Here is a 26046-nt window from a genome sequence, read left to right on the forward strand (position 1 = left end):
GATTACAAGCTTTTGGTTTTTGAAACGAGAGAATGTAAGGTTGATGGGCGCAGATCGCGAGACTCCTGCGAGACAGATGAGCTTCCTACCCTCTGGGATGAGAAATCAATCACACCGCATGACTTCGTACATAGCAACAAAACATGCGAAACATTTGACGTATGAAGTCTACAAATTAATGATAATGTTGATATGAAAATTAACATGCTTTTAAATTTTTTTTCTAACTCCTTTAATCATTCTATAAATAGTACGTATTTCTTCAACATTTCCCATAAAGAATAAAACCATAATAATACTATTTAACAACAGTAGATATCCGATATTCCCAATATTATATATTAAGTAAATTTGGACAAAAACCAATATTATTGAGGTTATAAAACTTGTCGTTTCAATGCGGATATAAATGACCTTCTTTGTATCATTGAACCTATAAAAAAATAAAACAAAGTACGATAAAAGAGTACTTACGGTTACAGCAATAGCCCCATAAATGGGGATCAATATCAGGTTGGCTATTAAATTCACTAGAGCTGAAACAAGCATGGTTTTTAAGGCTCCATTCGTTTTCTTGGAAGCTGTATAAATAGTCCCCAAAAAACTAGAAAATATATAAAAAGAAAAGCCAAGTAATAATACCGGGATAAAATAGATCACTTCTTTGTATTCACTTCCAATAAAGAAGTGGACTATAATGTTAATGAATGCATTGATGACAATGATGATGAGGAAGATGAATCTGGTTAAAGAATTAAAAACTCTAGAGTAAAAAATATCTGTATCTTTTTTATTAAATTCTTGAACTGATGATATTTGCCAAGCTTTCGCGAATATATTATAAAAATTACTAAGTAATATAGGGAATTTATTTGCGACAGAATAAACACCTAATGATAAAAATCCTGAAAAATATGTTATTAGATACCTATTTGATATATTGGTTGCCATCCACGCAATAGAGCTTGGAATTAAGGGTAAACAAAACCGGATGAACTCTTTAACGTATTTAAAATCGATATAAGAAAAGGAAAAATGTTTATACAATTTCCCAAAAATCAATAAAAAAACCGCACATAATATATGGGCTGAGGTATACGAGATAAAATAGCCATTGATCCCAAAATCATAATAGGCGATCAGAATAATATTAAAAACGGCAAAAAATACCGAGTAGAGAACATCTGCAAAAGCATATAACATTAGTTGATCATTTGCTCTGGAAAACTCATGTATAATACGATATAAAGTGACAAAAAATAACATGATGACAATCATATAGATATTGAATGGTATAGTGAAAAAACTGGTAATACTTATCGCAATGATAGCCAATAAAAGGAAAACCGTCAGGAAAATCCCGATCGATGTACTAAAAACCCTTTTATTATCGTAATGGCCATCAAGGCCAAATCTTATTATTGCCTCAACAATATTAAAACTAACCAAGGGAATAAGTACAGTTATCGTTAAAATTATAAAATCAATCAAACCGTACTCTTCGGTTGATAGTACATGGGTAAATAACGGTATCAATAAAAAAGAAATAGCTGCAGAACTAATATTTCCCACGGTAAAAATCAGCGAGTTTTTACCTAAATTCCTATATTTTTTATCCATATACTCCCTCACTATCCATTATCCCCATTAACGGTTCTATACAATTTAATAGGTGTCAATATTCAGCTGAATAAGTTATAAACAAACAAGACTTATTTAGATAATCGGTTCATAAACATTGGAAAAAAGCTGCGTTACTATCTGATTTTTTCTGATGAGTATTGGACATCCTTCCCTCTGTTTAAAAATAAAAAATCAAATAGGCCCAAAACTAAATAAAAGTTATATTTTTGAAGAAATATAAAACCTTTATAATCAAATTTCTTTTTCGCTAAAATTAACAAGTAATAAGCGATCGGGAGCAGCAACAGCATCTTATTACCGATCATTGACAAGATAACCGTTACATACATGGCCAAATTGATAAATAGAACAATCAAGTTTTTTTTCTTACCTGGAAAGTTAATATAGTTTTTAAATGTTTTTTTTCTGATTGTGGTACGTAATGATGTCCAAAAATCGGTATAGAAACCTTCTTTTAATCTCTGATTGAAACTTTTGGAATTGCTATCTACATGATAATGATGGACACAAGTAAGTTTATTACTACGATAGAGGCTTACCTTCTCATTCATTATTCTTGAAAACAGCTCGATTTCTTCATTGCATTTTAATCCGATATTAAAATTCCCCACCTTTTCTAAAAGGTTTTTAGTTATTAAGAAAAAACCTCCTGGAGAAATTAGATTCTCTTTTTCAGCTTGCACATGATACCTATCCTTCGTTTCTTTATAGACTCTTTTATCCTTGTACCATATTTCATAAAGCCTTCCGGAAATCACTCCAACATGTTGATTATCCAACTCATTCATACAGAACTCTATATCTGATTGCGGATCTATTTCCATATCTCCGTCTAAAAAGAAAATAACCCTGCCACTTGCAATGTCACTTCCTATCTTCCTTGATAAAGCTGCTGAATACTTGTTTGATGTAACTAAATGAATTTGTACCGAAGGAAATTGTTTAACTAAATCTATGGTCTTATCGCTAGAATTTGAATCGATATAAATCACTTCATAAGATTCTTTTTCCAATTCCAGGTTATATATGGAATTTAAAGTCCTTACAATATTCTCCTCTTCGTTATATCCAATCACTACGAAACTAAGGTCCATAACGTGCTATTCACCTTTTCTTTTGGATTTAATTCTTACTTTGCATTTTCACTAAATACTTTTTATTGCTTTAGGTTTACTATCCATTTGGACGATTCCCTTTGTATCAATTACGATTTTATTTTCTAAACTGATAGGATCAATTAATTTAAAATAATCATGTTCAACTAACAATAAAACGATATCGGCATACTTAAGGGCATCTTCCGTACCAGCAAGTTGAATATTTAATTTTTGCAGGTTTAGCGGTAATTGGGTAATATGCGGCTCAGAAACATATATCGAATGATTTGATAAGGAAGCCAATTTAGAGACAATTTCTACAGCCGGACTCTCACGTAAGTCATCAATATTCGCTTTAAATGAAAGCCCCAAACATGCAATTGATGGATTGACAAACATCCTCATGGCTTCTTTCACTTTTTGTAAAACGAACTGAGGTTTTGCATCATTCACATTTCGGGCAGTATGAATCAAATTAGCTCTCTTTGGCGCTGCATCCACAATGAACCATGGATCGACCGCAATACAATGCCCTCCGACTCCAGGACCCGGTTGTAATATATTCACGCGGGGGTGGTGATTAGCCAGCTTTATCAATTCCCAAGCATCGATCTCTAGATCATCGCAAATCATGGAAAGTTCATTTGCCAAAGCGATATTGACATCTCTGTAGGTGTTCTCCGTTAGCTTGGTCAATTCAGCGGTCTTTGCATTGGTCTGAAGTACCTTCCCCTCAACGAATGATTCATAAAATTCTGCTGTTTTTTGTGTGGACGTTTTATTGATGCCGCCGACAGTACGATCATTTTCAATCAATTCCTTCAATATTTGCCCAGGCAAGACACGCTCTGGACAATGCGATACAAAAATCTGATTGGACTTATTTTCGTCCATGCTTAAATCTGTTCGTTCATGTAATATCCACTCTGCCATTTTTTCAGTCGTACCGATCGGGCTAGTGGATTCAAGGATGATTATATTCCCCGGTTCAATATAGGGAATGATCGACTTCGTAGCTGATTCAACGTACGCTAAGTCCGGTTTGTGATTTTCTTTAAATGGTGTCGGTACAGCCAAAATAAAAATATCGGCCTTCATAGGCACGATATCAGCCGTCAATTTACCTGCTGTTACCACTTTTTTTACAACCTTGTCCAGGTCTGGTTCATAAATATGTACCTCCCCATTGTTAATTGAATGAACGGCTTCTTCATTAACATCTACACCATGTACCAGGAATCCTTTTTCCGCTAAAACAGCCGCAGTCGGTAAGCCAATATAACCCAAACCAACTATACAAACTTTTACATTCAAATCAATCATCTCCATTTGTTTAGTAAGCCTCATCCGAATTCATCAGGCATTTCACTTTTTTAAGGATTATTTTCATATCAAGTAACTAGTACTCGCTGCTTATCATAAGGGGGATATTCCTGGGCTTAGCTGGGCCGAGGCCGCCGCTGCTGCGGGAGGTATTCAGCTTCCCATTCGGCTCCCCCCTTACCCTGTTTATTCGTTTACCTTTTGCCTTTCTAAGAGGTTTTCGATAAACACTAAAAGATCATCCTTAAGATTGTCTTCCTTCAATGCAAATTCGATCGTCGTCTGAATGAAGCCTACTTTCTCGCCAACATCATAGCGTTTTCCTTCAAAGTTGTAGGCAAAGACTCGTTGAATTTCGTTCAATTTTTGGATGGCATCCGTGAGTTGAATTTCCCCGCCTGCTCCCAGCTCTTGTTTTTCCAAGAACATGAATATTTCCGGATTGAAAATATAGCGGCCCATGATGGCCAGGTTGGACGGAGCTGAGCCTCTTGCCGGCTTTTCAACGAAGTTATTGACTTCATAGCGCTGCCCATATTGTTTGCCTGGTTCGACAATGCCGTAACGATGCGTTTCTTCTGCAGGTACGGCTTGGACCGCGATGATCGACGATAAGGTTTTATCGTATTCGTTGATTAGCTGCATCAAGCATGGTGTTTCCGCTTGGACGATATCATCACCCAGTAAAACGGCGAAGGGTTCATTTCCAATGAATTTCCGGGCACACCAAACTGCATGTCCTAAACCTTTTGGTTCTTTTTGCCTGATGTAATGAATGTCCACCTTGGAAGGTGCCTGGACCTTCTCCAATAATTCGAATTTGTTTTTCTCCATTAAATTATGTTCCAGTTCGAAGGCATTATCGAAATGATCCTCGATCGCACGCTTGCCTTTTCCGGTGACGATAATGATATCTTCAATGCCTGAAGCCACCGCTTCCTCAATGATATATTGGATGGTCGGCTTATCCACGATCGGCAGCATTTCCTTCGGCATCGCTTTAGTCGCAGGCAAAAACCTTGTTCCCAGCCCCGCCGCTGGGATGATTGCTTTTTTTACCTTTTTCATATGGTTCTCCCTTTCTTGTCAGACATTTATATATTTCTCGTTTTCAGGAAATGAAAAAACTGGTGAACTCTGAGGTTTCACGTCCGAATTTCCGTTAAACTTATTGGAAAATCAGCCATATTGCCCAATCATTCCTACCCCCTTAAATTTGGACAGATTAAAAAACACCTAAAAACTTCTTCTTTTTAAGCTTCTGTTTGTGAAGTAATGAGCAATATTTGACTGTAATGTATTAAGCTCGCCTCCATTCGCAGGAAGAATGTTTATATGGCTTTCCCATTAAACCCGAAACAGAGTGGGGTATGCGTCTCAAATCCTGAACCCGCCGATTTGATTTTGAAACACTTCCGTCACTGACGGATATCGAACTTCAGCTTCGGCCACTTGTGGATATCGTACCCACATGATTTTCCCCTGCTGCTGCCAGCAGCGCTTTTAATGGTGAAATATATATGGATAAATGGGAATCTGTAATGCCTGCAATCATTTTATGTTCTATCTTTTTTTACAATCCCTTCATAGAATCCGCAGGTACATGCCCTTATAGAGAAATTGTAAAATTTCTGCTAGCTCCTCCGGCAGTGTGAATGTAGGATCGACATATCTTCATTTTAGCAAGATTAATGGAACAGGGAGTTTCAATTTTGAAACTCCCTGTTCCATTATTGAGCCTCACAAAATTCATTTTTGTGATACGCTGGTGGTTTGAGAATTTTATTAGGTTTAGAGGATTCCATCCAAAAGGGTGGACTAAGGGGCGATTATCATTGTAAAACAGTATGTATATAAGTACAGTTCAAGGCGGAGGCAGGCATGCATGAGGATGCAGTCAAAAGAAGAAGGATGGTTCGAGGCCATGCATGTTCATGTGAGGTTTAAGCATGCCAGAGGGTTGCACAGAATAAATAAGGGGCAGGAACAGAAGAATCTCCCTCGTTCGCCAGCCAATGCTTCTTAGGCAGCCCGGAAAGGATTCATGGCTTTGCTCCTCGGAGAAAGAAAAGCAAATCACCATCGCCTAGATGGTGAGTATGTATGCTCGCATTACATCCTATCAGACTCCTCGATGATTATGCTTAATTTTTCCTTAAGCTCATCCACCAGCTCTGATAGTGTTATATCTTCTCCAGACTCCCCTTTGGCAAACGTATCCTTTAAAATCTCGAAAAATTCCATATCAAACTCCCACTCCAATACTGTCGAGCCGCGCTATCCTACTGTTTTGATAATCCTATTCTTGAAATATAAGGAATATAGCTCATTTATTTGATAATTACATATATGGTGGGGATTGGCAAGTTAAATAACTGTAAATCTACCATCATGAACTATTTCATCTAGTATATGGAGCCGATCGAAACAAAAAAAAGGACCGATTCCTCAGTCCCAGCGATCCCAAAATTATGATTGACCCAGAAAAAAAGTCATGGCTGAAATTAAAATAAGAATGATAACAATATAAGACCCGACGAACATTTTCTTTCTTCTCTGTTTCTTTTCATAAACTTCCTCGAACGTAATGAATTTGTTTTTTGTCATCAAATAATCTCCTTTAATTTTGATGGCAGCTAACTGACATCGCCCTCCGCGAAGTCCCTTTGCTTAATCTCTATATATAGTATCGGCACACGGTTAAGAATCTTTAAGGTATTATTGACTATTTTCGGGTAGGTATTTACTCTTGATTTTTTTACAAAAAAAAGAAGACTGTATACCAGTCCTCCAGAAAAAAAGCTTATACCATCATGTACGGTTTATCTCTTGTTCCATTTTCAACAATGAAGACCCGCACATCTTCAATCGTTAACCCAGCATTTCTCGCCTCTTCCATTAAACTTACCCATTCTTCCCAATCATTGCTTGCCTTCATCATCATTCCCGTCCAATTTGTGGCAACCCAGCCATCTTAGCATTTGCCTTAGACCTGTAATTTTGCGTCCCTACTTTTCAATAGGTTTGCCTTTCTCAAGAATTTTCCGCATTTCTTTAATGGTACTCCTACACTCCTGTTTCCAAAAATAATGCCGATATACATTACGCTTAACTTCTTACTATCATTATACTGTTAATTACGATTAAATGTATCAAGATAGGTCTTAATACTATTCGTTTTATTTCGTCATTTTTCACCAAATAGCGACATTTTTACATAAAATCGTTGTTAAACCAGGCTTTCTTCATTCAGAAAAATAGTAATATTGGTTGAAGTCAATCAATATTACTATTCTATAAAAACAATTCCCGAACGATCATCATCAAGCACTTCAGGATTTCCCACAAAAAAAGCCAGGATGACCAACCACTTTAGGGCTGCATCCTGACCTTCTTAACAATTTTCCTTGTCACCCTTATACACTAGATTCCAGTTGAATACCTAATAAATGGCTGAACATACCTCTCTTTTCCTTCGCTAATTGGTTATATTCACCCACCTGGATGATTTCTCCCTGATCGATAACATGCCATGCCGGGTAGGTTATGGCAAATGTTCACAATACTGTGATAGGGGAATTGTGGCTTTTTTTCACTTTAACTTTCTGCGGTGTTTATTCAACACTTTCATAAATATACTTCCATCATCTGTTTTATAAAACTTCACGCCAACTAATTTTAAAGGTGTCCATACTTCTCTCATTTGATATAAAGGCACAAAAATTCATCCTTTCTTTTCTGTTGCATGAATCAAGCTTTTGCTTTGGATAAGAATTGGCTTATTTAAAAATACATTCTCGTCTCAAATCGAATAGAGTATTTATAGAATCGTTTTGGATTTTTCGTTTAAGAACCATTTGTTCTTTATAACGAATATTTATAAAAAACTTACCACCCTTATATTATTATGTCAATTGGTTTCATTATCCTTGCAGTTTCCCTCGCAATATCATGTACACTTTACTCAGCCATTAGGACTATATAGATGCTAAAAAAATTATCATAATCTTATTTTTAATGCTCGCCCTTACATATTTACAGTGAATTTCTCTTTAATCGGTTGGTTTTCTAGGTATAAAGAACAAATTTTCCTCAAATCTCATTTCTAATGCCTGAAAGGAAGCTGCTGCTTTTTTAATATGAATCTAATGTAAAATGAATGATATTTTCAGTAGATTTATGTTTTTTTTGTCTATTTTTGTCTGTTTTAAAGAACTTAGTATACTTTATTGAGAACAAGTGCTATATTATAAAAAAAAGATTCATATGGAGGAAAATATGACTAGACGATATGAGGAATTTGACTCATTAAGGGGGCTAGCAGCGCTTATTGTCTTAATCGGGCACTATCTAATGGTATACCCGTCATATGCAAATTATCAATACGGTTCAAACAGCCCAAATATGGTTTTTTTATTCAAGGAAAGCCCGCTGCGGCTTATATTCAGCAGTGGAAATGAGTCTGTCATTCTGTTTTTTGTATTAAGTGGGTTTGTTTTGTATGTATCCATTAATCGTACAAAATTCGACTATTCTACATACTTGGTAAAACGAATATTCCGAATTTATATTCCGTATCTAGTCGCCATAAGCACGGCTATATTAGCAAAGACTCTCTTAAGTGATAATGAATTGCCCGTAATCAGTACGTGGTTTGATAAATCATGGAGAACCTTGGATTCTCCAAACCTATTCCTGCAGCACCTGTTATTTATCGGGCAATACAATACAGATGCCTATAACAATGTCATCTGGTCACTTGTTCATGAAATGAGAATTTCCCTTATATTTCCCGTATTGATCTTTTTATTTATAAGGAAAAAACTCATTCACTCATTATTTTGGTTAGTCGGCTTAAGTTTATTAACCACCATGATTCTATATGTACATGGTTCTGGGATAAGTATTACCAGCATTCTTCTTAGTCTTCATTACTGTACGCTTTTTTTAATGGGAGCTATATTAGCGAAATATCGTGATAAACTTTTTCCCTTTGCTTGGAAAATGAAAAAAGCAGTAAAAATCATATTGTTTATTGTCGCAATTATCTGTTTTATGTACGAAGGAATGATTGGCCAAGTCGATTTTTTGAACAACTATATTTTCAGAGATTATGTGGTCTCATTTGGTGTTTGTATCTTTATAACCATCAGTGTCTCTTCCCAAAAAATTTCCAGCCTATTAAGATCGAAACTGCTTACTTTTCTAGGGGAAATTTCATATAGCTTGTATTTATATCATCTCATTTCCTTATTCTCTTTCATGTACCTATTCTATGATAAGTTGCCCATCTTGTTGATATTGCTATGTTCCTTCATCTTTTCCATTTTACTCTCTTCAGTGGCTTATCTATTCATAGAAAAACCATCAATGAAGCTCGGTTCTTATTTAACGAAGAGAAAACGAATAGATGATGTAGAAAGAACAATAGAGTTAAACCGCAAGATCGGATAACAGTCTGCCCATCCTTTGATAAGACTCATTACCTCTACCTTTTAAAAAATTCTTACTATATCTAAAAAGTGGTGAACTCGATGAATGAAAAAGTGAAAATTAAAGATTTTATCAGGATTTTAAAAAAACGATTACTGATCATTATACTCACTACAGTTTGTATAACTGGTTTCATTATCCTTACGTCCTTGTATGTGATGAAACCAACGTATCAATATTCAACGCAGGTACTGGCAGGTTCATTAAGTATGGACGAAAAGGAAGTGTCGATAAATAAAGTTCAAGAGAATCGACAACTTGCCCTTTCCTATATGGATATCATTAAAAGTCCGCAAATCATGATCGGCGTTAAAGAGGCACTGAATCTTAAGGCGTCAAGTTATGACCTACTAAAACAAGTATCCATTACCAATCGAGACAATTCACAAATCATTACGATTACCGTCAAGGATTCAAACCCTGAATCCGCTAAGGAAATCGCTCAAACTGTCGCGATGCAATCGATTTCTAAATTCAAGGACATTACAGGTGTAAAGCAAATCAGTATTCTCAGTGATAATGAAATGGGCCAAGCCGAGCTGCTTTTTCCAAAACCTAGTTTGATTATCGCCATTTCCATTGTTATAGGTTTTTTTGCTGGAATAGGATTGGCGCTTCTTAGGGAACATTTCGATGACTCTACCTACACGGATCGAGATCTCGAGCGGCTGGGCATTCCAGTATTAGGCCGTCTAAGTATAAATGACAAAAGAGCTAACCGGAAACGTAAAACATCCTATAAAGCGTTACCTTCCACGAAACGAGGTGAATTCGGTGAGTATTAACTTCACGAGAAAACAATCCTTTTATCTAAATGATGCAATCAATAAAGACCAATTTTATTCTATATGTACCAATATTCAGTCCAGCCTTCAAAATGATGCATCCGTATTGATGGTTACTTCCATCTCACAATCAAGGAATATAGCAACTGCTGCGGCGTACTTAGCACTTGCCTTTTCTGAACAACGAAAACGAGTTCTGGTAGTCGACGCCAATCTGCGTCAGCCTTCGCTGCATCAGGTGTTTAAAATCGATGATTCATTCGGTTTGACCGATTTGCTTTTAAATGACTCGCCCCATCTTAACCAGGCCATACATATAAAGGACTCGTTATTTTGTCTTCCGACAAGCGATGTACTGTATGAACCAGCCGCATTATTGACCTTGGAAACCCTCCCTGCCCTGATAGCCGGATGGAAAGAGAATTTTGATATCATTTTATTTCACACATCAGATAGTCTAGCTAAACCTGATGCTAATATCGTGGCTAACCATTGTGATGGCATCATTTTAGCGATACAAGAAGGAAGAGATAAGCTGGAAAAAATCGCAGGTTTGAAATCTCAATTTGAAAGGGCCAATCATGAAATTTTAGGATCGATGATCATTTCTTAAAACAAGGAGGATAACCATTGGATTCCAAGCTAAGAGTCGATAGGCAAGAAGAAGTTCTAATCAAGCCACTATCGACATCCACATACTTTCATATCAAGCGCGCCATCGATTTTATCATCTCGTTTTTGATGCTGCTGCTTTTGACACCTGTTTTGGTTTTATTCTGCATTCTCATTCCGCTTGATTCGACTGGCTCGCCTTTCTTTTACCAGCAGCGGCTCGGGCTGGATGGAAAGCCTTTCAATATCATTAAATTACGTTCCATGGGCATCGATGCCGAAAAAAATGGGCCTACATGGGCAAGTCAAAACGATCCTAGAGTTACGAGAATAGGAGCATTTATACGAAAGACCCGGATCGATGAGATCCCTCAGTTAATTAATGTGTTAAAGGGCGATATGTCACTCATCGGTCCAAGGCCTGAAAGAGAATATTTTTATAACGAATTCGAAAAGTTTCTGCCTGGCTTTAAAAACCGATTATATGTGAAGCCTGGAATAACCGGATGGGCCCAGGTGAATGGAGGTTACGATTTAACCCCGAGCGATAAGCTTCATTTCGATCTATATTATATCCAACATCGCTCATTTATGCTGGAAATCAAAATTTTATTACGAACACTGACTATCGTCTTTACAGGAAATGGAGCCAGATAAACTATTAAAAGGGGCAATGGAAAATGAATAAAGTACTAGTGACCGGGGGCTTTGGGTTTATCGGCTCTCATATTGTCGATACATTAATTCAAAAAAATTATGAAGTGGCCATATATGACAACCTATCCACCGGTTCCATCGGGAATGTACAAGCCAAAGTCACTCCCTTCTTTGGAAATGTAGAGGATGAAGTCTTGCTTGAACAGGCAATGGATGCATTCAGGCCTGACTATGTCATACATCAAGCGGCACAGGTTAGTGTACAAAAGTCCATCTCCGATATGACGAACGATGCACGGATCAATATCATGGGCACGATAAATATCGCTAAGCTTGCCCACAAGTATTCCGTAAAAAAAATCGTACTTGCTTCATCCGCGGCTGTATATGGTAATTCTGATGTCTTGCCAATCACCCTATCACATGTTCCTTCTCCATTATCACCTTATGGAGCTTCAAAGAAAACGGCAGAGGATTATCTAAAGCTTGCGAAAGAGCTTTATGATGTAAACTATGTGAATCTTCGCTACAGTAATGTGTATGGACCAAGACAGACGGCGAATGGCGAAGGCGGCGTGATATCGATCTTTACCAATACAGTCATTAATAAGGAACGCCCTTTTATATATGGGGACGGTAATCAAACGAGAGATTTCATCTATGTAAAAGATGTAGCTGATGCCAATGTGAGAGCTTTGGAATATGAAGGTAGCGGTACCTTCAATATTTCATCCATGACCAGTACAAGCATCAATCAATTATTTACAATCATTCAATCCTTTGGCAGTCATCTTATATCCCCTATCTATAAACCAGAGAAAAATGGTGATATCAGAGAAAGCTTACTTTGCAATAAAGCGACGATCCAGGAATTAGGCTGGGAGCCCGTTCATTCGCTTGAAACAGGTCTTGCCAGCACATATGAATTTTATTTCAATCAACAACATCATTCTTTACCTGCAACCGTCCTTGATTCACCTTCACATAGACTCAAGCCAACGACTTTATCGTCATGAATTGGGAGTGAAACAAGTGCATACCAAGAAAAACTCGATATTAGTTAATATTGTTCATTTATTTTACAGTACCATTCTTTCAAATGTATTAAATGCTGCCACTCTCATTTTATTAGCGAATTATTTCAATTCAAAGAATTATGGAATTTTCAGTGTAGCCCTGGCCCTTGCCATGGTAATGAATTTTTTTACAGATCTCGGAGTAAGCAATACCTTTCTGCGTGAAGGATCGAAGCTGGAAAACCTAGGAAGAACATTTTCATCTTATATGAAGATTCGGATTATATGCTTACTAGTAACCTTTATTGTGTTCTTCTTCGGAATCAACATTCTCTATAAAGAACAAGATGTTTTGTATATGATCTATAGCTTAATGATTCCGATGGTTATTGGCCTGGCCATGCAAAGTATCGGGATCACCTATTTCCAATTGATCGAAAGGATGCAGTTCATAGCATCCATTAAAATCTTCTCGTCCGTTGCTTTGATCATTTCAACAGCAGTGAGTATGGGCTTACAAGTAGATGTCCATGCAGCAGCCTTTTTATATGGATTTTCTTATTTATCCGGTGGGCTTTACAGCCTGTACTTACTGCTGAGGAAAGCGGAAATGAAATGGAGCACTTCTTTTGAAAGACAATTATTGACGAACCTTAGTCCGTTTTTGATCAGTGGATTATTCATTATGTTAATCCCGCAAATGGGTCCGTTGGTGCTGGAAAAGACCTTGCCTTTAGCGCTTGTTGGCCTATTTGCAGTAGCTTATCGGATTCCTTCCGCATTATATCAAATACCAGGGGTCATTGCAGGAGCTTTTTTTCCGCTTTTGTTTAAACAATACAATCGGGGTGAACTGGGAGAACACACGAGATTGAATATCCTGCAAATGAAAATCATGTCCTACATCGGTATGTGCATGACCATTTCGTTATTCTACCTGGCGGCCTATCTCGTCACCCTTTTATTTGGCGCCGAGTGGGGCTCTGCCGTCCGGCCTTTACAAATATTGGCCTTCATCATCGTTCTGCAAGGGTTTAACATTGCCATCGCTGACGGACTCACAACGAGAGGGCTGCAAAACAGGCGGACAATCGTCCAGTTTTTCACCATCCTGATCGGCCTGCTAGCTTTCTATTACTTGAGCACCAACTATGCTGTGGCTGGTGCGGCCTTTGCCGTTTTAACCATGGAGGTTGTCTCCTTCATTGGCTATGTCCTTGCTTATCCAGAGAAGAAAACGGTCCTTGCCAAGGTCATTGTGCCGTATGGTTCCTTCTTTACGATCAGCTTTAGCCTTATGCAATACATGCTATCCATGCATCCTCTTATCGCCATGATTTCTGCTATCATGATGGTAACGGCCAGCATTTTACTGCTTGATAAACAAATCAAGCATTTGCTCACGGATTTCCTTAGAAAGAAACGTACGACCAAACATGTACAAGATGGGAGACAAAAAGAGAATGGAAAGATTGCTAATTCATAAGAACACCTCCATGTGGCCAGTCTTTCTCTTGTTATTTTTTATTACGCTCAGTAAATACAATATCTCCATCGGTTTTTCATTAAAGATTTACATGATTTTTTTAGCGATTTTTTTCTGCATGCACTTTCGGGATTTTTATTTCCATACCCTTTATCATTATGAAATCCTGTTGCTGTTATTTTATTTCACCTATTGCTTAAGCGGCGCTTTTTCACAATATCCTGAATCAAGCATTCGCGTAATCTTAGGCGTGATCCTTGTCATCGGCTGTTATTTCATCATGAGATATGTACTCGAGTTAACCACGATACGTGTCATTGAAGGCTCCATTGCCAATGTCGGAATCGTCTTCAACATCATCAGCCTATTATTGTATATCATCGGAATACAGGTGACAGGAAGGTTCCCGACGGGTGTCGAGATTACATCATATGGTTTATTATTGGACCGGGATTATCCAAGATTGATTGGTTTGCTTGATGATCCAAACATTTTCATTTTTTTCAATACTCTATTTTTCTCTTTTTATTTAACCCATTTAAAGGGCTTCAAGCATTCAGTCGGATTCATCCTATGCATGATCACTTCCCTCCTGACCTTTTCACGAGGCGGAATTTTGGCTCTTGTCCTTGTCGTTTTTTTGTACATGCTGTTGGCTAATTTTTCGAAAAAGATCAAGATGATCGTCGTTTCGTTACTATGTATAGCTGTGATGTATATCGTCGGATCATTCATACATATAAACTTGAATGACATCATCACAAGCCGTGTTAATGACTTTTCAACCGATGGAGGAAGCGGCCGGTTTGAGTTATGGGTGCAGGCACTTAACTACTTCATGACCCATCCCGTTATCGGTATTGGTGCTTTTAACTTTTCCGATTATTACGCCTTCGAGCACAGTGAAAAGCTTTATGTCCACAACACATATCTCGAGGTTTTAGTGGAATCCGGCATCATTGGCTTCCTTTTTTACCTATCCTTTTTATTGATGCTCATCATTACCTTATTCAAGGCTAAGCTGCATAAAGAAAAACCATTCATTGTGCTTACCCTGTTTGCCTTCTTGATACAGATGATGTCCCTTTCACTTATGATCAATGAAGCGTTTTTTTCCTTTTTAGCCCTGACATTAAAATATATTTCCGTATATGAGAGAAAAGAGGTGGATTACAATGACCTTCAGCACAAAGGATGATCGTCCGCTAGTTTCCGTGATCACACCGTCGTATAACTGCTCGGCTTTCATTCAGGAAACGATCCAAACCGTCCTGGATCAAACCTACCCTAACTGGGAAATGATCATTGTGGATGACCAGTCACAGGACGATTCGGTTCAGGTCATCAAATCCTATGAGGCTATGGATTCACGAGTCAGACTCATTCCTTTAGCTACGAATGTCGGTGCTGCGCGAGCCAGGAATATAGCCATTAAAGAAGCACGAGGAGAGTATATTGCCTTTCTCGATAGTGATGATTTATGGCTTCCCACTAAGTTGGAAGAACAGGTTGGATTCATGAAAAGCGGGAATCTTGCTTTTTCCTTTACCTCTTATTGTTTAATAGATGAACGAGGACATCCTCTAGATATTGAAGTAAAGGCACCGATAACCGTGGATTATAAGCATTTGATTGGAAATACGACAATTGGCTGCTTAACCGTCATGTTGGATAGAAGGCAAATCAAGCAGATTGAGATGCCAGATATCCAGCCAGAGGATACGGCATTATGGCTGTTACTGCTGCGAAATGGCTATCAAGCGCATGGCCTACCGATGATTCTATCCAAATACAGGATCGTAAGTAACTCGACTTCAAGAAACAAATGGAAGGCTGCCTATCGATATTGGAAGCTGTTAAGGGTCCAGGAAAAACTAAATATAATCGAAGCAAACTTTTACTTTACCAAATATGCCTATAACGCCTACAACAAAAGCAGAGGGTTACAGCCTGTCTCTATACAAAATGGGGGAAAATGAATATGAACAACGTTCTGTTACTTACCGATAAACTCATAATAGGCGGAGCTGAGATGTATTTTTGCAAATTGGAAAACCATCTTCAAGATAAAAACATGACCTTTTACTCTGCTGCAGCCACGGGTGAATTATACAAGCATATCCAGAACAAACAACAATTCATTCCGTTAAGCTTAAAGAATCATGCCGCTAATCTAACGCTGTTAAGGAAACAAGTCCGCCTAAAACAGATTGATGTGATTCATGCCAATAGCTTGCGCATGCTGCTTTACTCGATTGCGATCAAGAAGCTGACCAAAAGAAAGATCAAGCTGGTGTATACGAAGCATAATGTAACCATCCTGGAAAAAAAGCTGCCATCCCTTTTTAAAAGGGTGCTGAATCGGCATGTGGAGCAAATTATCGCGATAAGTAATTTTGAAAAAGAGAACCTGCTTCAATTAGGAGTAAATAACGCTCTTATCCGAACGATTTACAACGGAGTGGACGTTGAACACTTTTCTTTTAAACAAGTTCAGCCAAATAAAACATTTCATGTGGGCATTCTAGCCCGCTTATCAAAAGAGAAAAACCATGAACTCTTCTTAAAAATCGTACATGAATTAAAAGAGGTACCGAACGTGATGTTCTATATCGCGGGAGATGGACCTGAGCGGGAGTATGTGGAAAAGGTGATTAACGACTTACAGCTACACCACAAGGTGATGCTGCTAGGGAATGCTTCCCATCCATATGAATTCATATGCAAGATGGACTTACTTCTTTTAACCTCGACCAGAGAAGTCTTTCCGATGGTCGTGCTGGAGGCAATGGCGGCAGGAACACCGATGATGTCAGTGGATGTAGGCGGCGTTAAGGAAGCGATCGTGGATCAGGAAACCGGGATTCTCATTTCCCAGCATTCAGAACAGGAATTCGCTAAACAAATCAAATCTCTTCAGGGTGATGAGGACTTAAGACAACGCTTGGGCAGCCAAGCACGGCAAAAGGTGGAGGAATCCTTCTCCCTCACGAATATGATTCATTCCACACTTAAAACGTATCAATGATAAAAAAACAAACGACGACCTCGTTTGTTTTTTATTTGGTATACCCATACATCCGTTTCGGACAAGCATATACTATATAACATGACCAAAGAAGGAGTGTTATACATGGCAGACCCACTCAACCTCTCCGAAGACTGCCAGAACAGCAATGTTGCCAATATTGATTGTTTTGGCGCCAATCCTAATCTAGCGGACAATTCAGCAGCCATCCAAGCAGCAATCGACTATTGTGCAGATAATAAGTATTCAAAGGTCGTCATTACCGGGACGAAGCAATATACCCTATCCTCACCGATTATCATTAAGTCGAATGTACACCTTGAAATGGATCCCACCATAACGTTACATGTAAAAGGGAATTTCCAGGTTTTTGAACTTCAAAAGGATGCATCCATCTCCGGCGGGACAATCGAAGTCGTAGATAAGAGTTTTAATTCATCCGTCATTTTTTTATCCGGAGAGCAACAAATCGAAATCCATAATCACACAGCTATATCCAACATCAATTTGATAAACCGATCAGCAAGTTACCAGGGAATTGCCATCCATTTATCCTGTAAAAAAGCATGGGATTTCATCAGCTTCTTTAAGGCAAGCTCCCTCCAAATCACTAACTTCCAAACCGCCATCTATCTAAAAACCGAAAAACTGTTCAATGTAGATACCCCCTGCTGGATTAATGCGAACTCCTTCCAATCGATTTATATCGATGGCTGCCAGTACGGGATCGAGATTGTAGGAAACAGCGATTTACCGTACGAAATTTCGGGAAACACCTTTACTGATATCCAAGTCCAATGCCGTAAGCAAACGAAAAAAGTCATTCGCTGCTCAGGCGCTTACAATCTATTTGAAGGCGTCATCTGGGATACGTACCGTATGGATGATCCTCCCATCGTCATCGAATTCTCCGCCGATTCCCATCACAATTACCTCAATTCCAATCAGGTAGCCACATCCATCCTTGATCGCGGCCAATACAATCGATGCACATCCCCTCATGAGGAATCCCTTCAAGTGATCCCGCCCATTGCGCTAGGTAAAGCCCATCTCGCCGGAAATCAGGACGATATTTTAGTAAATGCAAACCTGCGCCATACGATACGTCAGCTTTCCGGAAAAGCCCCTTACGGAGGAAATCTTGCTAATTGTTTCAGTTTGCTCGATGAACAAAGCGTCAATTACCTGGATGTTCCCAGTTCCCAGCCGGTTGTGATTGAATTGGATTTTTCGAAGCAGCCCATTAGCATGCTCAATTGCTTTGGCATTTACTTTGGATGGAATGAAAGCCCAAGCCGCGTATTGATTGAATATCAACAAAGCTTGAATGGACCATGGACCGTTGCCAAGACCCTCCCCTTCAATGCCGGTAACACGGTGATTTCAGAAACAAGAGCACAAACGCTCTATAAAATCAAACTGACCTTAAGCGGATATACACAAGAGCACAAACGATTCCGGATCAACCGGATTTTCGCAAGATCATCGCTGCAGCAGGGTACAGCCTGGCTGCCGACTTCAGGCGGAACCTTGTATGGAGATCTGGAGCTGCAAAAAGGGAAAAACGTGACAATGACTTCACCAAACGGAACGAAATGGAAAGTGAGCATCAATGATCAAGGCCAAATCATCACCTCCAAGCTATGAGCAGTAACTACAAAAAAACTGGCACATATACTCGTTATCTGATGAGGAAATTCATCCCATAGATAAAGAGGATAAGACCAGTTAACTCTCCCATTCAAAATACAGGGTGTGTGCCTCTTTTATTAGCGAATCACCCTTCTCACTTTTTCATGGATTCAACCTATTGGCCTGACCATTATCAGTGATCCGGTCCATCGGCAGTGACGGCATATCAAAGCTAGTGTTCATACTATTTTCGGTAAGTTCAATAACTTCGTTTTGCGTCGTGATTTTATCCAAATCCCAAATCATGCCCTCAAACGTATTATATTGCCCACTTACCTTCAAAATACGCTTCGTTTTGCCCGAGGGCTGTATCTGTAAGTTCGTGAATTGGTTACCACTGACCTCATTCGGGACGGTAGCGCTGCTTTGAATATCAATCATATTCACACAATCCTCCAACGATAGATTCATGAATCGATTGGCATTCACCCAGGCCTTACCTGAAGCTGGTGCTTCTGCCATTAGCTTGACGCCGGTCTTCATCCCTGCAACCTTAACATTTTCAACGTTCACGAATGAAATCTCATGCTCCTTACCGCCAGCATATAAAGATAGCCCCGTTCCCTGATGACTCTCGGACCAATTAATGATATTGACATCCTTCACTTCGGTTTTGTTCCACGTATTATAGTACTTATATTTCCCATCCAAATAAATGACCTCAGAATTGAAATCAGCAGCATTGATCACTACATAAGCCCCCTCAATGGAAGCATTCCGCTCAAGCTCAAGCACCCTGAAATTCCCCTCGACAATTAACTTCGTCCCGTATCCGGAAAGCAGCTTAACGCCTTTTCTCACGATGATCGGTGATGAAATCGTATACTTCCGATCATCCAGCATGACCGTCTTTAGCTTATTTTTATGCGCATGATCAATCGCAGCCTGAATCTTAACGGAATCAGTAGCCCCTTTAAAATCTTCAACGTAGATCTTTTCTTGGTGGGTTGATGGAGAATGTTTCTGCTGAAAAATGAAGAAAACGAGTACCAACAAACAGAAGGCAAAAACGATGATTTTTTTCATGAAACACATCCCTTTTTTATTGTTCTGATATTTATTGAAGATACATTGTTTCATTTCCATAATAAGAGGAGGCATCTATATAAGAATATGTGTTGAACATGGGGTATATATAATAGAAGAAACACGACTAATCCAGGTTAATAAAAAGACAAAGAGCTTTCAAAAACTCTTTGTCTTCATTAATTTTTAGCGATGTTCCTAATGCTGTACAAAAATAATTCTCATCACGATTTTTCTGTTTATCGATTGTTACTTTTTATGATAATAGTCCACATACCAATTAACGAACTTCTGCAATCCTTCTTCTATCGAAGTTTCTGGCTTAAATCCAACAGCCTTTTGCAGCAAATCCGTCGAAGCGTATGTAGCAGGGACGTCTCCCGGTTTGATAGGCTCGAACACCTTCTCAAATTCTACCTCTTTACCTAGAGCATTACTTAAACATTTCTCCAAAGCCCCAATGAAAGCCATCAACTTTTCAGGATTATTGTTGCCAATGTTAAATACTTTGTGAGGAACAGCATTTTCTTCAACTGAAGGATTGGAAAGAAGGTGCTCAATCCCTTCCACTATGTCGTCAATAAAGGTAAAGTCTCTATATAAATCATTTTCAAAATCACCATTATTAAAGATCTTAATGGATTCACCAGCAAAATACTTATCAGTAAATCCAAAATAAGCCATATCCGGACGCCCCATCGGGCCATAAACCGTAAAGAAACGAAGACCAGTCGCAGGAATATTATAGAGATGACTATATGTATGGGCCATCAATTCATTAGATTTCTTCGTTGATGCATATAGCGATACCGGATTATCGACAAAATCCGTTTCTTCAAATGGAACCTTTTTGTTCGCGCCGTAAACAGAACTCGATGATGCGTATACAAGATGATCCACAGGATAATGCCTGCAGGCTTCAAGGATATTATAAAACCCAATGATATTACTTTGAATGTAAACATCCGGATTTTCAATCGAGTATCGCACTCCCGCTTGGGCAGCCAGATTTACGACAATATTAGGTTTAGACTCTTCGAATATATTGGTGATGGTTGCTTTGTCAGAAATATCACCCTTGATGAAGGTAAACGTTTCATAAGGCTTTAGCTGTTCCAATCGAGCATATTTTAGCTTCACATCATAGTAATCATTGATATTATCAACACCAATCACCTTACAGCCTTGTTCTAATAGTTTCTTTGATAAGAAAAAACCGATGAAACCAGCCGCTCCAGTAATTAGATATGTTTTACTAGGATCTAGGGAATTGTAATTCAACATTCTTCGACTCCTTTTTTTCTATCCTACTTGCAGGCTTTCTTCCAATGGAATGATACTCTATCCCTGACTGCTGCATTTCTGCAACATTATAGATATTTCTTCCGTCATATACTAAAGGAGTCCTCATCAATGTCTTATATGTTTCTGGCGATAATTCTTTCACTTCTCCCCATTCGGTAAAAATAAAGCAAACATTCGCTCCTTCTAGGGCATGTTCTATATTCGCCACATAGGTGATACTGCCTTTGCCATGCTTACCTTCCGGATACACTCTAGCAAAATTCTCTGCCCCAACTGGATCAAATGCATAAATATCGGCACCTTGCTCCAATAATAATGGCACGTTCTCGAGTGAGGCAGCTTCTCTTAAATCATCCGTGCCAGGCTTAAACGTTAATCCTAGTACGGCTACCTTAAGACCATTAAAGGTAATCAGTCTTTTCCCAGCTTTTTTATATAGCATCGTCTTTTGGTCCTTGTTCACATCAATGGCAGCTTTGACGGTTTTAAGCTCATAACCGTTTTGTCTTGCCAGATATTCCAACGCTTTTGTATCTTTAGGAAAACAGGAACCGCCATAACCAATACCCGCACTTAAAAACTTGCTGCCGATCCGATTATCGAAGCTCATCCCTCTTGCGACATCCTGAATATCCGCACCAACAAGCTCACAAAGATTAGCAATATCATTCATATAAGAGATTTTAAGGGCCAGAAAATCATTCGAGGCATACTTGATCATTTCGGCCGATCTTCTATTGACGGAAACAACAGGTAAATGAAATGGCTCATAAATGCTCTGCATCAATTCTTCCGCCCATTTACTTTCCGTTCCGATAATGATCCGTTCGGCATGCAGTGTATCATGCACCGCAGAGCCTTGCGCCAAGAATTCCGGGTTCGATACAACTTCCACTTTCACATCATTCACCAAAAAGTCTTGGATGAACTGCTCGACTTTATCATTCGTTCCCACCGGTACCGTTGATTTCACGACGACTAAACAGTCCTTTACCACCGACTCAGCAATTTGCCTTGCAACAGTTGCGATATAAGAAAGATTGGCAGAACCATCAGGCTGCTCTGGCGTACCCACACCGATAAAGATCGCATCAGCTTCCTCATAGGCTGACTTATAATCAGTCGTATAATCAATCCTGCCAGCCGCATAATTCTTCTGCATCAATTCTTCCAAATCCGCTTCATAAATAGGAGAAACACCAGACTTCATGACATTCACTTTATTTTCGTCTATATCCACACAAGTTACTTGATGCCCCACCTCGGCAAAACATACGCCTGCAACTAAGCCTACATAGCCGGTCCCTGCTACTGCTATTTTGTACATACTAGCCTTCCTTTACTCTTTAATTTGCATTAACGAAATTTCTGAGCTGTTAGCGTAACCACCAATGCATATTATAATTATATAAATCTTAAATTTTAAATTTAGTTATTACCTAATTAATAAACATTAAACATTGTGAATCAAGATTATTTGATGAATAAAGACACCGAATATCCATCTGAAGTTAAGATAATGGCTATTTATCTATTGAGAAAAAATAGGGATAGTTTCATCTCTGTTTGCTTATCCATCAATAACCGATTGATTGTTTTTAATGAATAGATAATTTAAAAGGGAAGTAGTAGTCTATACACATTTAATAAGAATTATTCCACTTATCGCGAGTATATTTCTCATGTGTATTTCTTATTCCAGACATACATTTTCCATTTTCTTCTTTTATATTCCTTAATATTGACTTTTTTGTTCTCCAAGTACACTTCCGACTTATTCAAAACTCCATAAAAAGACAATACTACACTCCATAAAAAGTAATATCTAAAGTCATAAAATTCACCGGAAAACATTTGAGCAATTATCATGTATAAGGGTATACCAGAAAGAATGAACAACGGCGTTTTTTTCATCTTAAAGATAAAGGAGATAGAAAACATTAAGAATATCAGAAAAAACGCCAATCCTAATAGACCCACCTCCAAAATCATTTCTAAAAGTAAATTATGCGGATACACACTCCCTGTAGAAGCAGTAAAACTCGCAAGACCATTCCCAAATATTGGTCTTTCTTTTATCATGGAGATAGCCTCTGCGTAAAGAACGTCTCTGCCTGAAGTATAAACAGTTTCGTTAGCAAAAGTGGTGCCGATTACTCGCCCCATAAAGACTCGTTTTACAGGTTCATATACTAAAAAAATAACTCCTAAACAAAGAGGAAAAAGTAGTAATTGTTTGTAGGTAATCTTAATGTTCTTTTTAAAATTCCATGGTAAAAATACTCTTTTAATTGCAAACAAAAATGCTAGGGTTACTATTGCAGCCACTAAACCTCCTCTTGATCCTATCAACACTATACTGGCTAAGAATCCTATACCCAATAATAAGTAGGGTATTTTTTCATATAAATTGTATCTATAGAGCGAACTGCAATAAGCAAAAAAAAGTATCCTAGTAGCTACGTTTGGCCCACTTAGATTAACATCACCTCTCGATGCGCCGGACAGTACGCTAAATACAACAGGAATAGCATATACTATTCCTAAAATCACAAAAAAACCAGTAACATAATTCAAAAAAATCCCTGGCTTCATTTCCTTAACTATATATAAGATACTTATAGTTAAAACTAGTAAAAAAAATAAAGAAATTAACTTTTCAAAGGCGAGTATTTGACTTTTTGCATACAAGGTGGATATTGTTGATAAAAAAACATAGGTGAATGTAACAATCAAAAAAAAGAAAGTAGTTGAATTTATTCGTTTCTCTTTACGGGAGTTACTTATTTCGAAAAGAGTTAAGAAAACAAACCCTAAAAAAAGCAAATACTTCACTTCAAAATTAAAACCTAAATTTAGTCTATTCAAAGTGAATGATCCTGATAAAAATACCAGGAGTATAGTTAGTAAAGATAATTTTTTTATCGACATGGTTTCAATCCTTTACCTTTTTCTATATAAATAACTGTGTTGATGTCTCTGTACCATTTCAAAATAAAGGGAAGTCAAAGTAACATTATCCATAAGATAATTACCTTTCAAAGTTATCTTGCTATACCCATTAATTTTGGCATAACTAATAGTATTCCTAATAGCGGCAGTACAATCGGAAACGACTTCAAATTATCCCCAGATTAATTTTACAATCAATATGCTCCAAAATCACATAAACTTTATTATACTCCACAAGTTTATTTGTAAGAATTTATATGTTATTAGGTAGGCTTATTAACTTTTTTTCTAAAACTTAGTTTTCTGTATATACTATTAAATAATGTTATAATAGTTGACTTGTTAAAAATAAAAGATGCTAATACATATAAAATAATTTGTATTAATAATAATAAAACTAGAGACACTGCTGTATAGTTATTAGTAAAAAATACATGGTCAATAATAATATAAAATATTACTACAAACAGCATTGAATAGAAGACTGATTTAAAGGAACGGATAAAACTTTTAATTGACATATTTAATATACGTAATACCCTTACTATTAGAATAATATCGAAGATAGCTGAATGTAGTAACACAGCATAAGCAATCCCTGATAGTCCAAAAAATGAACCTACAAATAAAAGTGGTAAGAAAGCAATGATTGATATAGTTGTAATTTTTAATTCTATGCTTGGTTTACCTAAACCTTCATATACTCTCCCAATAATTGTACTAAATGAAGTTAATAATCCTGCAACCATTAATATCTTTAAAATTGGTATTGCACTTTCCCATTGTTGCCCATACACTACTAAAATAAAGGCAGGAGCGAGCAACGTTAATCCAATACAAAAAGGAAAAATAACAAATGAAACTTTTCTGACTACTTTAATAAATATACGCTTAACACTTTCAATATCGTTTTGTTTTTTTGATATTTCAGGAAGTAAAACTTTGGCAATGGATCCAGAAATATAAAACTTAGCAATCGTACTCCACTGAAATGCCAAAGTATATATACCTAAATTTTGGCTTCCTAACATTTTACCTATAAATAAATAATCAATATTATTTTTAATATAATTGATTGTTTTTATACCTAGTACACTTGAACTGAAGGGCATTATTTCTTTTAATAAGCTTAATTTCGGCTTTCCTCCTAGTTCTTTTAAACCACATACACTAACCATAAAAATAGCTTGGAATGCAGGTCTGGCCATAATTCTTATTCCAACTGCTAAATTATACTCTTTATAAAATATAAATATAAATGTTAAAACAACTCCCAGAAATTCTGAAACTAAGTTTATAATTGATATAGTCCTAAACTGTCTATTTCTCATTAGAATTCCTCGAAAGGTTACTCCTAGAGATCCAATAAATATACCAATTATAGAGTAATATAGTAATTCTTCTATTTCCATATGTCCAAAAAACACAGCTATTTTTTCTGCAAAAATGAATATGGTTAAACATAGTATTAACGAAAAAGTAATATTTAAATAAAAGGTAGTAGCAACTAATGATTTATTTATTTCATTTCTTTGTATTAATATAGAACTTAATCCTGCTTCTTGAACAATGTGCACAAAAACAATTATTATCAATGCAAGGTTTACAATACCGAAAACCTCAGGTGTTAACAGTCTTGCTAAAACAATATTGAGTAATAATCCTATTAATTGCACTCCTATAGTTCCTGAAAATGTCCATATTATATCCTTAATGAATTTCATGGAAATCCCTTCTATATGAAAAAAACTCATAACGTTTCTTCACATTTATTTACATTTTTAAAATTAGAATATCTGAATCAATTTCATAATTTGAAGTCCTTCTCCCAACGGGATGTTGAAGAGTAAAAATAAGGAGTACCTTCTCAAACAGTTTAGTTGCAACACTAAAACGACACAAGAATGGAAGGTGACCCCCTATGTCTATT

General features: G+C 37.4%; 22 protein-coding genes, 1 pseudogene and 1 riboswitch. Of the genes and pseudogenes, 10 read left to right on the forward strand and 13 right to left on the reverse strand.

The annotated features are described in order from the left end of the window. Nucleotides 1-210: 210 nt before the first annotated feature. The 8 genes and pseudogenes from QNI08_RS00355 to QNI08_RS22560 form a co-directional block, all read right to left on the reverse strand. On the reverse strand, nt 211-1620 hold the full coding sequence (locus QNI08_RS00355; RefSeq protein ID WP_285765455.1) for an oligosaccharide flippase family protein: 1410 nt from the start codon (nt 1618-1620) through the stop codon (nt 211-213). Nucleotides 1621-1757: 137 nt separating this feature from the next. Then, complete coding sequence (locus tag QNI08_RS00360) at nt 1758-2738, reverse strand: glycosyltransferase family 2 protein (RefSeq protein ID WP_285765456.1); 981 nt, start codon at nt 2736-2738, stop codon at nt 1758-1760. A gap of 51 nt (nt 2739-2789) precedes the next feature. Then, nucleotides 2790-4055, reverse strand: a complete 1266-nt coding sequence (gene wecC, locus QNI08_RS00365; RefSeq protein WP_352231188.1) for a UDP-N-acetyl-D-mannosamine dehydrogenase — start codon at nt 4053-4055, stop codon at nt 2790-2792. 195 nt (nt 4056-4250) lie between these two features. Continuing rightward, nucleotides 4251-5132 (reverse strand): UTP--glucose-1-phosphate uridylyltransferase GalU, encoded by an 882-nt coding sequence (gene galU, locus QNI08_RS00370; protein WP_285765457.1) that lies wholly within the window; start codon nt 5130-5132, stop codon nt 4251-4253. A gap of 1044 nt (nt 5133-6176) precedes the next feature. After that, nucleotides 6177-6308: a YwzD family small protein gene (locus tag QNI08_RS00375; protein WP_285765458.1), complete on the reverse strand. Its 132-nt coding sequence runs from the start codon at nt 6306-6308 to the stop codon at nt 6177-6179. Nucleotides 6309-6533: 225 nt separating this feature from the next. Next, on the reverse strand, nt 6534-6671 hold the full coding sequence (locus tag QNI08_RS00380) for a hypothetical protein (protein WP_285765459.1): 138 nt from the start codon (nt 6669-6671) through the stop codon (nt 6534-6536). A 196-nt stretch (nt 6672-6867) separates the two neighbouring features. Continuing rightward, on the reverse strand, nt 6868-7008 hold the full coding sequence (locus QNI08_RS00385; protein WP_285765460.1) for an anti-repressor SinI family protein: 141 nt from the start codon (nt 7006-7008) through the stop codon (nt 6868-6870). Nucleotides 7009-7020: 12 nt separating this feature from the next. Beyond that, nucleotides 7021-7103, reverse strand: a riboswitch (cyclic di-GMP riboswitch). Nucleotides 7104-7480: 377 nt separating this feature from the next. Continuing rightward, a pseudogene (locus QNI08_RS22560) lies at nt 7481-7591 on the reverse strand (ABC transporter); the annotation flags it as partial. Nucleotides 7592-8342: 751 nt separating this feature from the next. Between QNI08_RS22560 and QNI08_RS00390 the strand changes: the two are divergent. The 10 genes from QNI08_RS00390 (at nt 8343) to QNI08_RS00435 (ending at nt 18788) form a co-directional block, all read left to right on the forward strand. Then, entirely contained in the window at nt 8343-9518 is a 1176-nt protein-coding gene (locus QNI08_RS00390) for an acyltransferase family protein (protein WP_285765461.1), read from the forward strand. Between the two features lie 80 nt (nt 9519-9598). Further along, complete coding sequence (locus tag QNI08_RS00395) at nt 9599-10342, forward strand: YveK family protein (protein WP_285765462.1); 744 nt, start codon at nt 9599-9601, stop codon at nt 10340-10342. Next, nucleotides 10332-10955, forward strand: coding sequence for a CpsD/CapB family tyrosine-protein kinase (locus QNI08_RS00400; protein ID WP_285765463.1), 624 nt, complete (start codon nt 10332-10334; stop codon nt 10953-10955). The genes QNI08_RS00395 and QNI08_RS00400 overlap by 11 nt, the downstream gene beginning before the upstream one ends. A gap of 17 nt (nt 10956-10972) precedes the next feature. After that, the gene (locus QNI08_RS00405) at nt 10973-11611 is read left to right on the forward strand and encodes a sugar transferase (protein ID WP_285765464.1); all 639 of its coding nucleotides are present in this window, start codon (nt 10973-10975) and stop codon (nt 11609-11611) included. Between the two features lie 23 nt (nt 11612-11634). Beyond that, on the forward strand, nt 11635-12627 hold the full coding sequence (locus tag QNI08_RS00410) for an NAD-dependent epimerase/dehydratase family protein (protein WP_285765465.1): 993 nt from the start codon (nt 11635-11637) through the stop codon (nt 12625-12627). 16 nt (nt 12628-12643) lie between these two features. Next, on the forward strand, nt 12644-14113 hold the full coding sequence (locus tag QNI08_RS00415; protein ID WP_285765466.1) for an oligosaccharide flippase family protein: 1470 nt from the start codon (nt 12644-12646) through the stop codon (nt 14111-14113). Beyond that, nucleotides 14091-15311, forward strand: coding sequence for an O-antigen ligase family protein (locus QNI08_RS00420; RefSeq protein ID WP_285765467.1), 1221 nt, complete (start codon nt 14091-14093; stop codon nt 15309-15311). Before QNI08_RS00415 ends, QNI08_RS00420 begins: the two co-directional genes overlap by 23 nt. After that, nucleotides 15283-16092 (forward strand): glycosyltransferase family 2 protein, encoded by an 810-nt coding sequence (locus QNI08_RS00425; protein WP_483313731.1) that lies wholly within the window; start codon nt 15283-15285, stop codon nt 16090-16092. Before QNI08_RS00420 ends, QNI08_RS00425 begins: the two co-directional genes overlap by 29 nt. A gap of 2 nt (nt 16093-16094) precedes the next feature. Further along, a complete protein-coding gene (locus QNI08_RS00430; protein WP_285765469.1) occupies nt 16095-17141 on the forward strand; it encodes a glycosyltransferase family 4 protein in 1047 nt (348 codons plus the stop codon). A gap of 105 nt (nt 17142-17246) precedes the next feature. Then, on the forward strand, nt 17247-18788 hold the full coding sequence (locus QNI08_RS00435; protein ID WP_285765470.1) for a hypothetical protein: 1542 nt from the start codon (nt 17247-17249) through the stop codon (nt 18786-18788). Between the two features lie 147 nt (nt 18789-18935). Here QNI08_RS00435 and QNI08_RS00440 read toward each other — a convergent pair whose 3' ends face one another. The 5 genes from QNI08_RS00440 to QNI08_RS00460 form a co-directional block, all read right to left on the reverse strand. Further along, the gene (locus tag QNI08_RS00440) at nt 18936-19859 is read right to left on the reverse strand and encodes a hypothetical protein (RefSeq protein ID WP_285765471.1); all 924 of its coding nucleotides are present in this window, start codon (nt 19857-19859) and stop codon (nt 18936-18938) included. A 249-nt stretch (nt 19860-20108) separates the two neighbouring features. Continuing rightward, nucleotides 20109-21140, reverse strand: a complete 1032-nt coding sequence (locus tag QNI08_RS00445) for an SDR family NAD(P)-dependent oxidoreductase (RefSeq protein ID WP_285765862.1) — start codon at nt 21138-21140, stop codon at nt 20109-20111. Further along, nucleotides 21115-22491, reverse strand: coding sequence for a UDP-glucose dehydrogenase family protein (locus QNI08_RS00450; protein ID WP_285765472.1), 1377 nt, complete (start codon nt 22489-22491; stop codon nt 21115-21117). The genes QNI08_RS00445 and QNI08_RS00450 overlap by 26 nt, the downstream gene beginning before the upstream one ends. A gap of 353 nt (nt 22492-22844) precedes the next feature. Further along, nucleotides 22845-24032 carry an O-antigen ligase family protein gene (locus QNI08_RS00455; RefSeq protein WP_285765473.1) on the reverse strand — a complete coding sequence of 396 codons (1188 nt, stop codon included), beginning with the start codon at nt 24030-24032 and terminating at the stop codon, nt 22845-22847. Nucleotides 24033-24379: 347 nt separating this feature from the next. Next, entirely contained in the window at nt 24380-25840 is a 1461-nt protein-coding gene (locus QNI08_RS00460; RefSeq protein ID WP_285765474.1) for a lipopolysaccharide biosynthesis protein, read from the reverse strand. Between the last annotated feature and the right edge of the window lie 206 nt (nt 25841-26046).

Source organism: Peribacillus folii, assembly GCF_030271255.1.
Classification (GTDB): domain Bacteria; phylum Bacillota; class Bacilli; order Bacillales; family DSM-1321; genus Peribacillus.

Excerpts from the sequence above, each read along its gene's own strand:
- QNI08_RS00440 (WP_285765471.1), bottom strand. The coding sequence starts at position 19,859 with ATGAAAAAAATCATCGTTTTTGCCTTCTGTTTGTTGGTACTCGTTTTC.
- QNI08_RS00420 (WP_285765467.1), top strand. The coding sequence starts at position 14,091 with ATGGAAAGATTGCTAATTCATAAGAACACCTCCATGTGGCCAGTCTTT.
- QNI08_RS00450 (WP_285765472.1), bottom strand. The coding sequence starts at position 22,491 with ATGTACAAAATAGCAGTAGCAGGGACCGGCTATGTAGGCTTAGTTGCA.
- QNI08_RS00395 (WP_285765462.1), top strand. The coding sequence starts at position 9,599 with ATGAATGAAAAAGTGAAAATTAAAGATTTTATCAGGATTTTAAAAAAA.
- QNI08_RS00375 (WP_285765458.1), bottom strand. The coding sequence starts at position 6,308 with ATGGAATTTTTCGAGATTTTAAAGGATACGTTTGCCAAAGGGGAGTCT.
- QNI08_RS00360 (WP_285765456.1), bottom strand. The coding sequence starts at position 2,738 with ATGGACCTTAGTTTCGTAGTGATTGGATATAACGAAGAGGAGAATATT.
- QNI08_RS00380 (WP_285765459.1), bottom strand. The coding sequence starts at position 6,671 with ATGACAAAAAACAAATTCATTACGTTCGAGGAAGTTTATGAAAAGAAA.
- QNI08_RS00355 (WP_285765455.1), bottom strand. The coding sequence starts at position 1,620 with ATGGATAAAAAATATAGGAATTTAGGTAAAAACTCGCTGATTTTTACC.
- QNI08_RS00430 (WP_285765469.1), top strand. The coding sequence starts at position 16,095 with ATGAACAACGTTCTGTTACTTACCGATAAACTCATAATAGGCGGAGCT.
- QNI08_RS00390 (WP_285765461.1), top strand. The coding sequence starts at position 8,343 with ATGACTAGACGATATGAGGAATTTGACTCATTAAGGGGGCTAGCAGCG.
- QNI08_RS00435 (WP_285765470.1), top strand. The coding sequence starts at position 17,247 with ATGGCAGACCCACTCAACCTCTCCGAAGACTGCCAGAACAGCAATGTT.
- QNI08_RS00460 (WP_285765474.1), bottom strand. The coding sequence starts at position 25,840 with ATGAAATTCATTAAGGATATAATATGGACATTTTCAGGAACTATAGGA.
- galU (WP_285765457.1), bottom strand. The coding sequence starts at position 5,132 with ATGAAAAAGGTAAAAAAAGCAATCATCCCAGCGGCGGGGCTGGGAACA.
- QNI08_RS00385 (WP_285765460.1), bottom strand. The coding sequence starts at position 7,008 with ATGATGATGAAGGCAAGCAATGATTGGGAAGAATGGGTAAGTTTAATG.
- QNI08_RS00410 (WP_285765465.1), top strand. The coding sequence starts at position 11,635 with ATGAATAAAGTACTAGTGACCGGGGGCTTTGGGTTTATCGGCTCTCAT.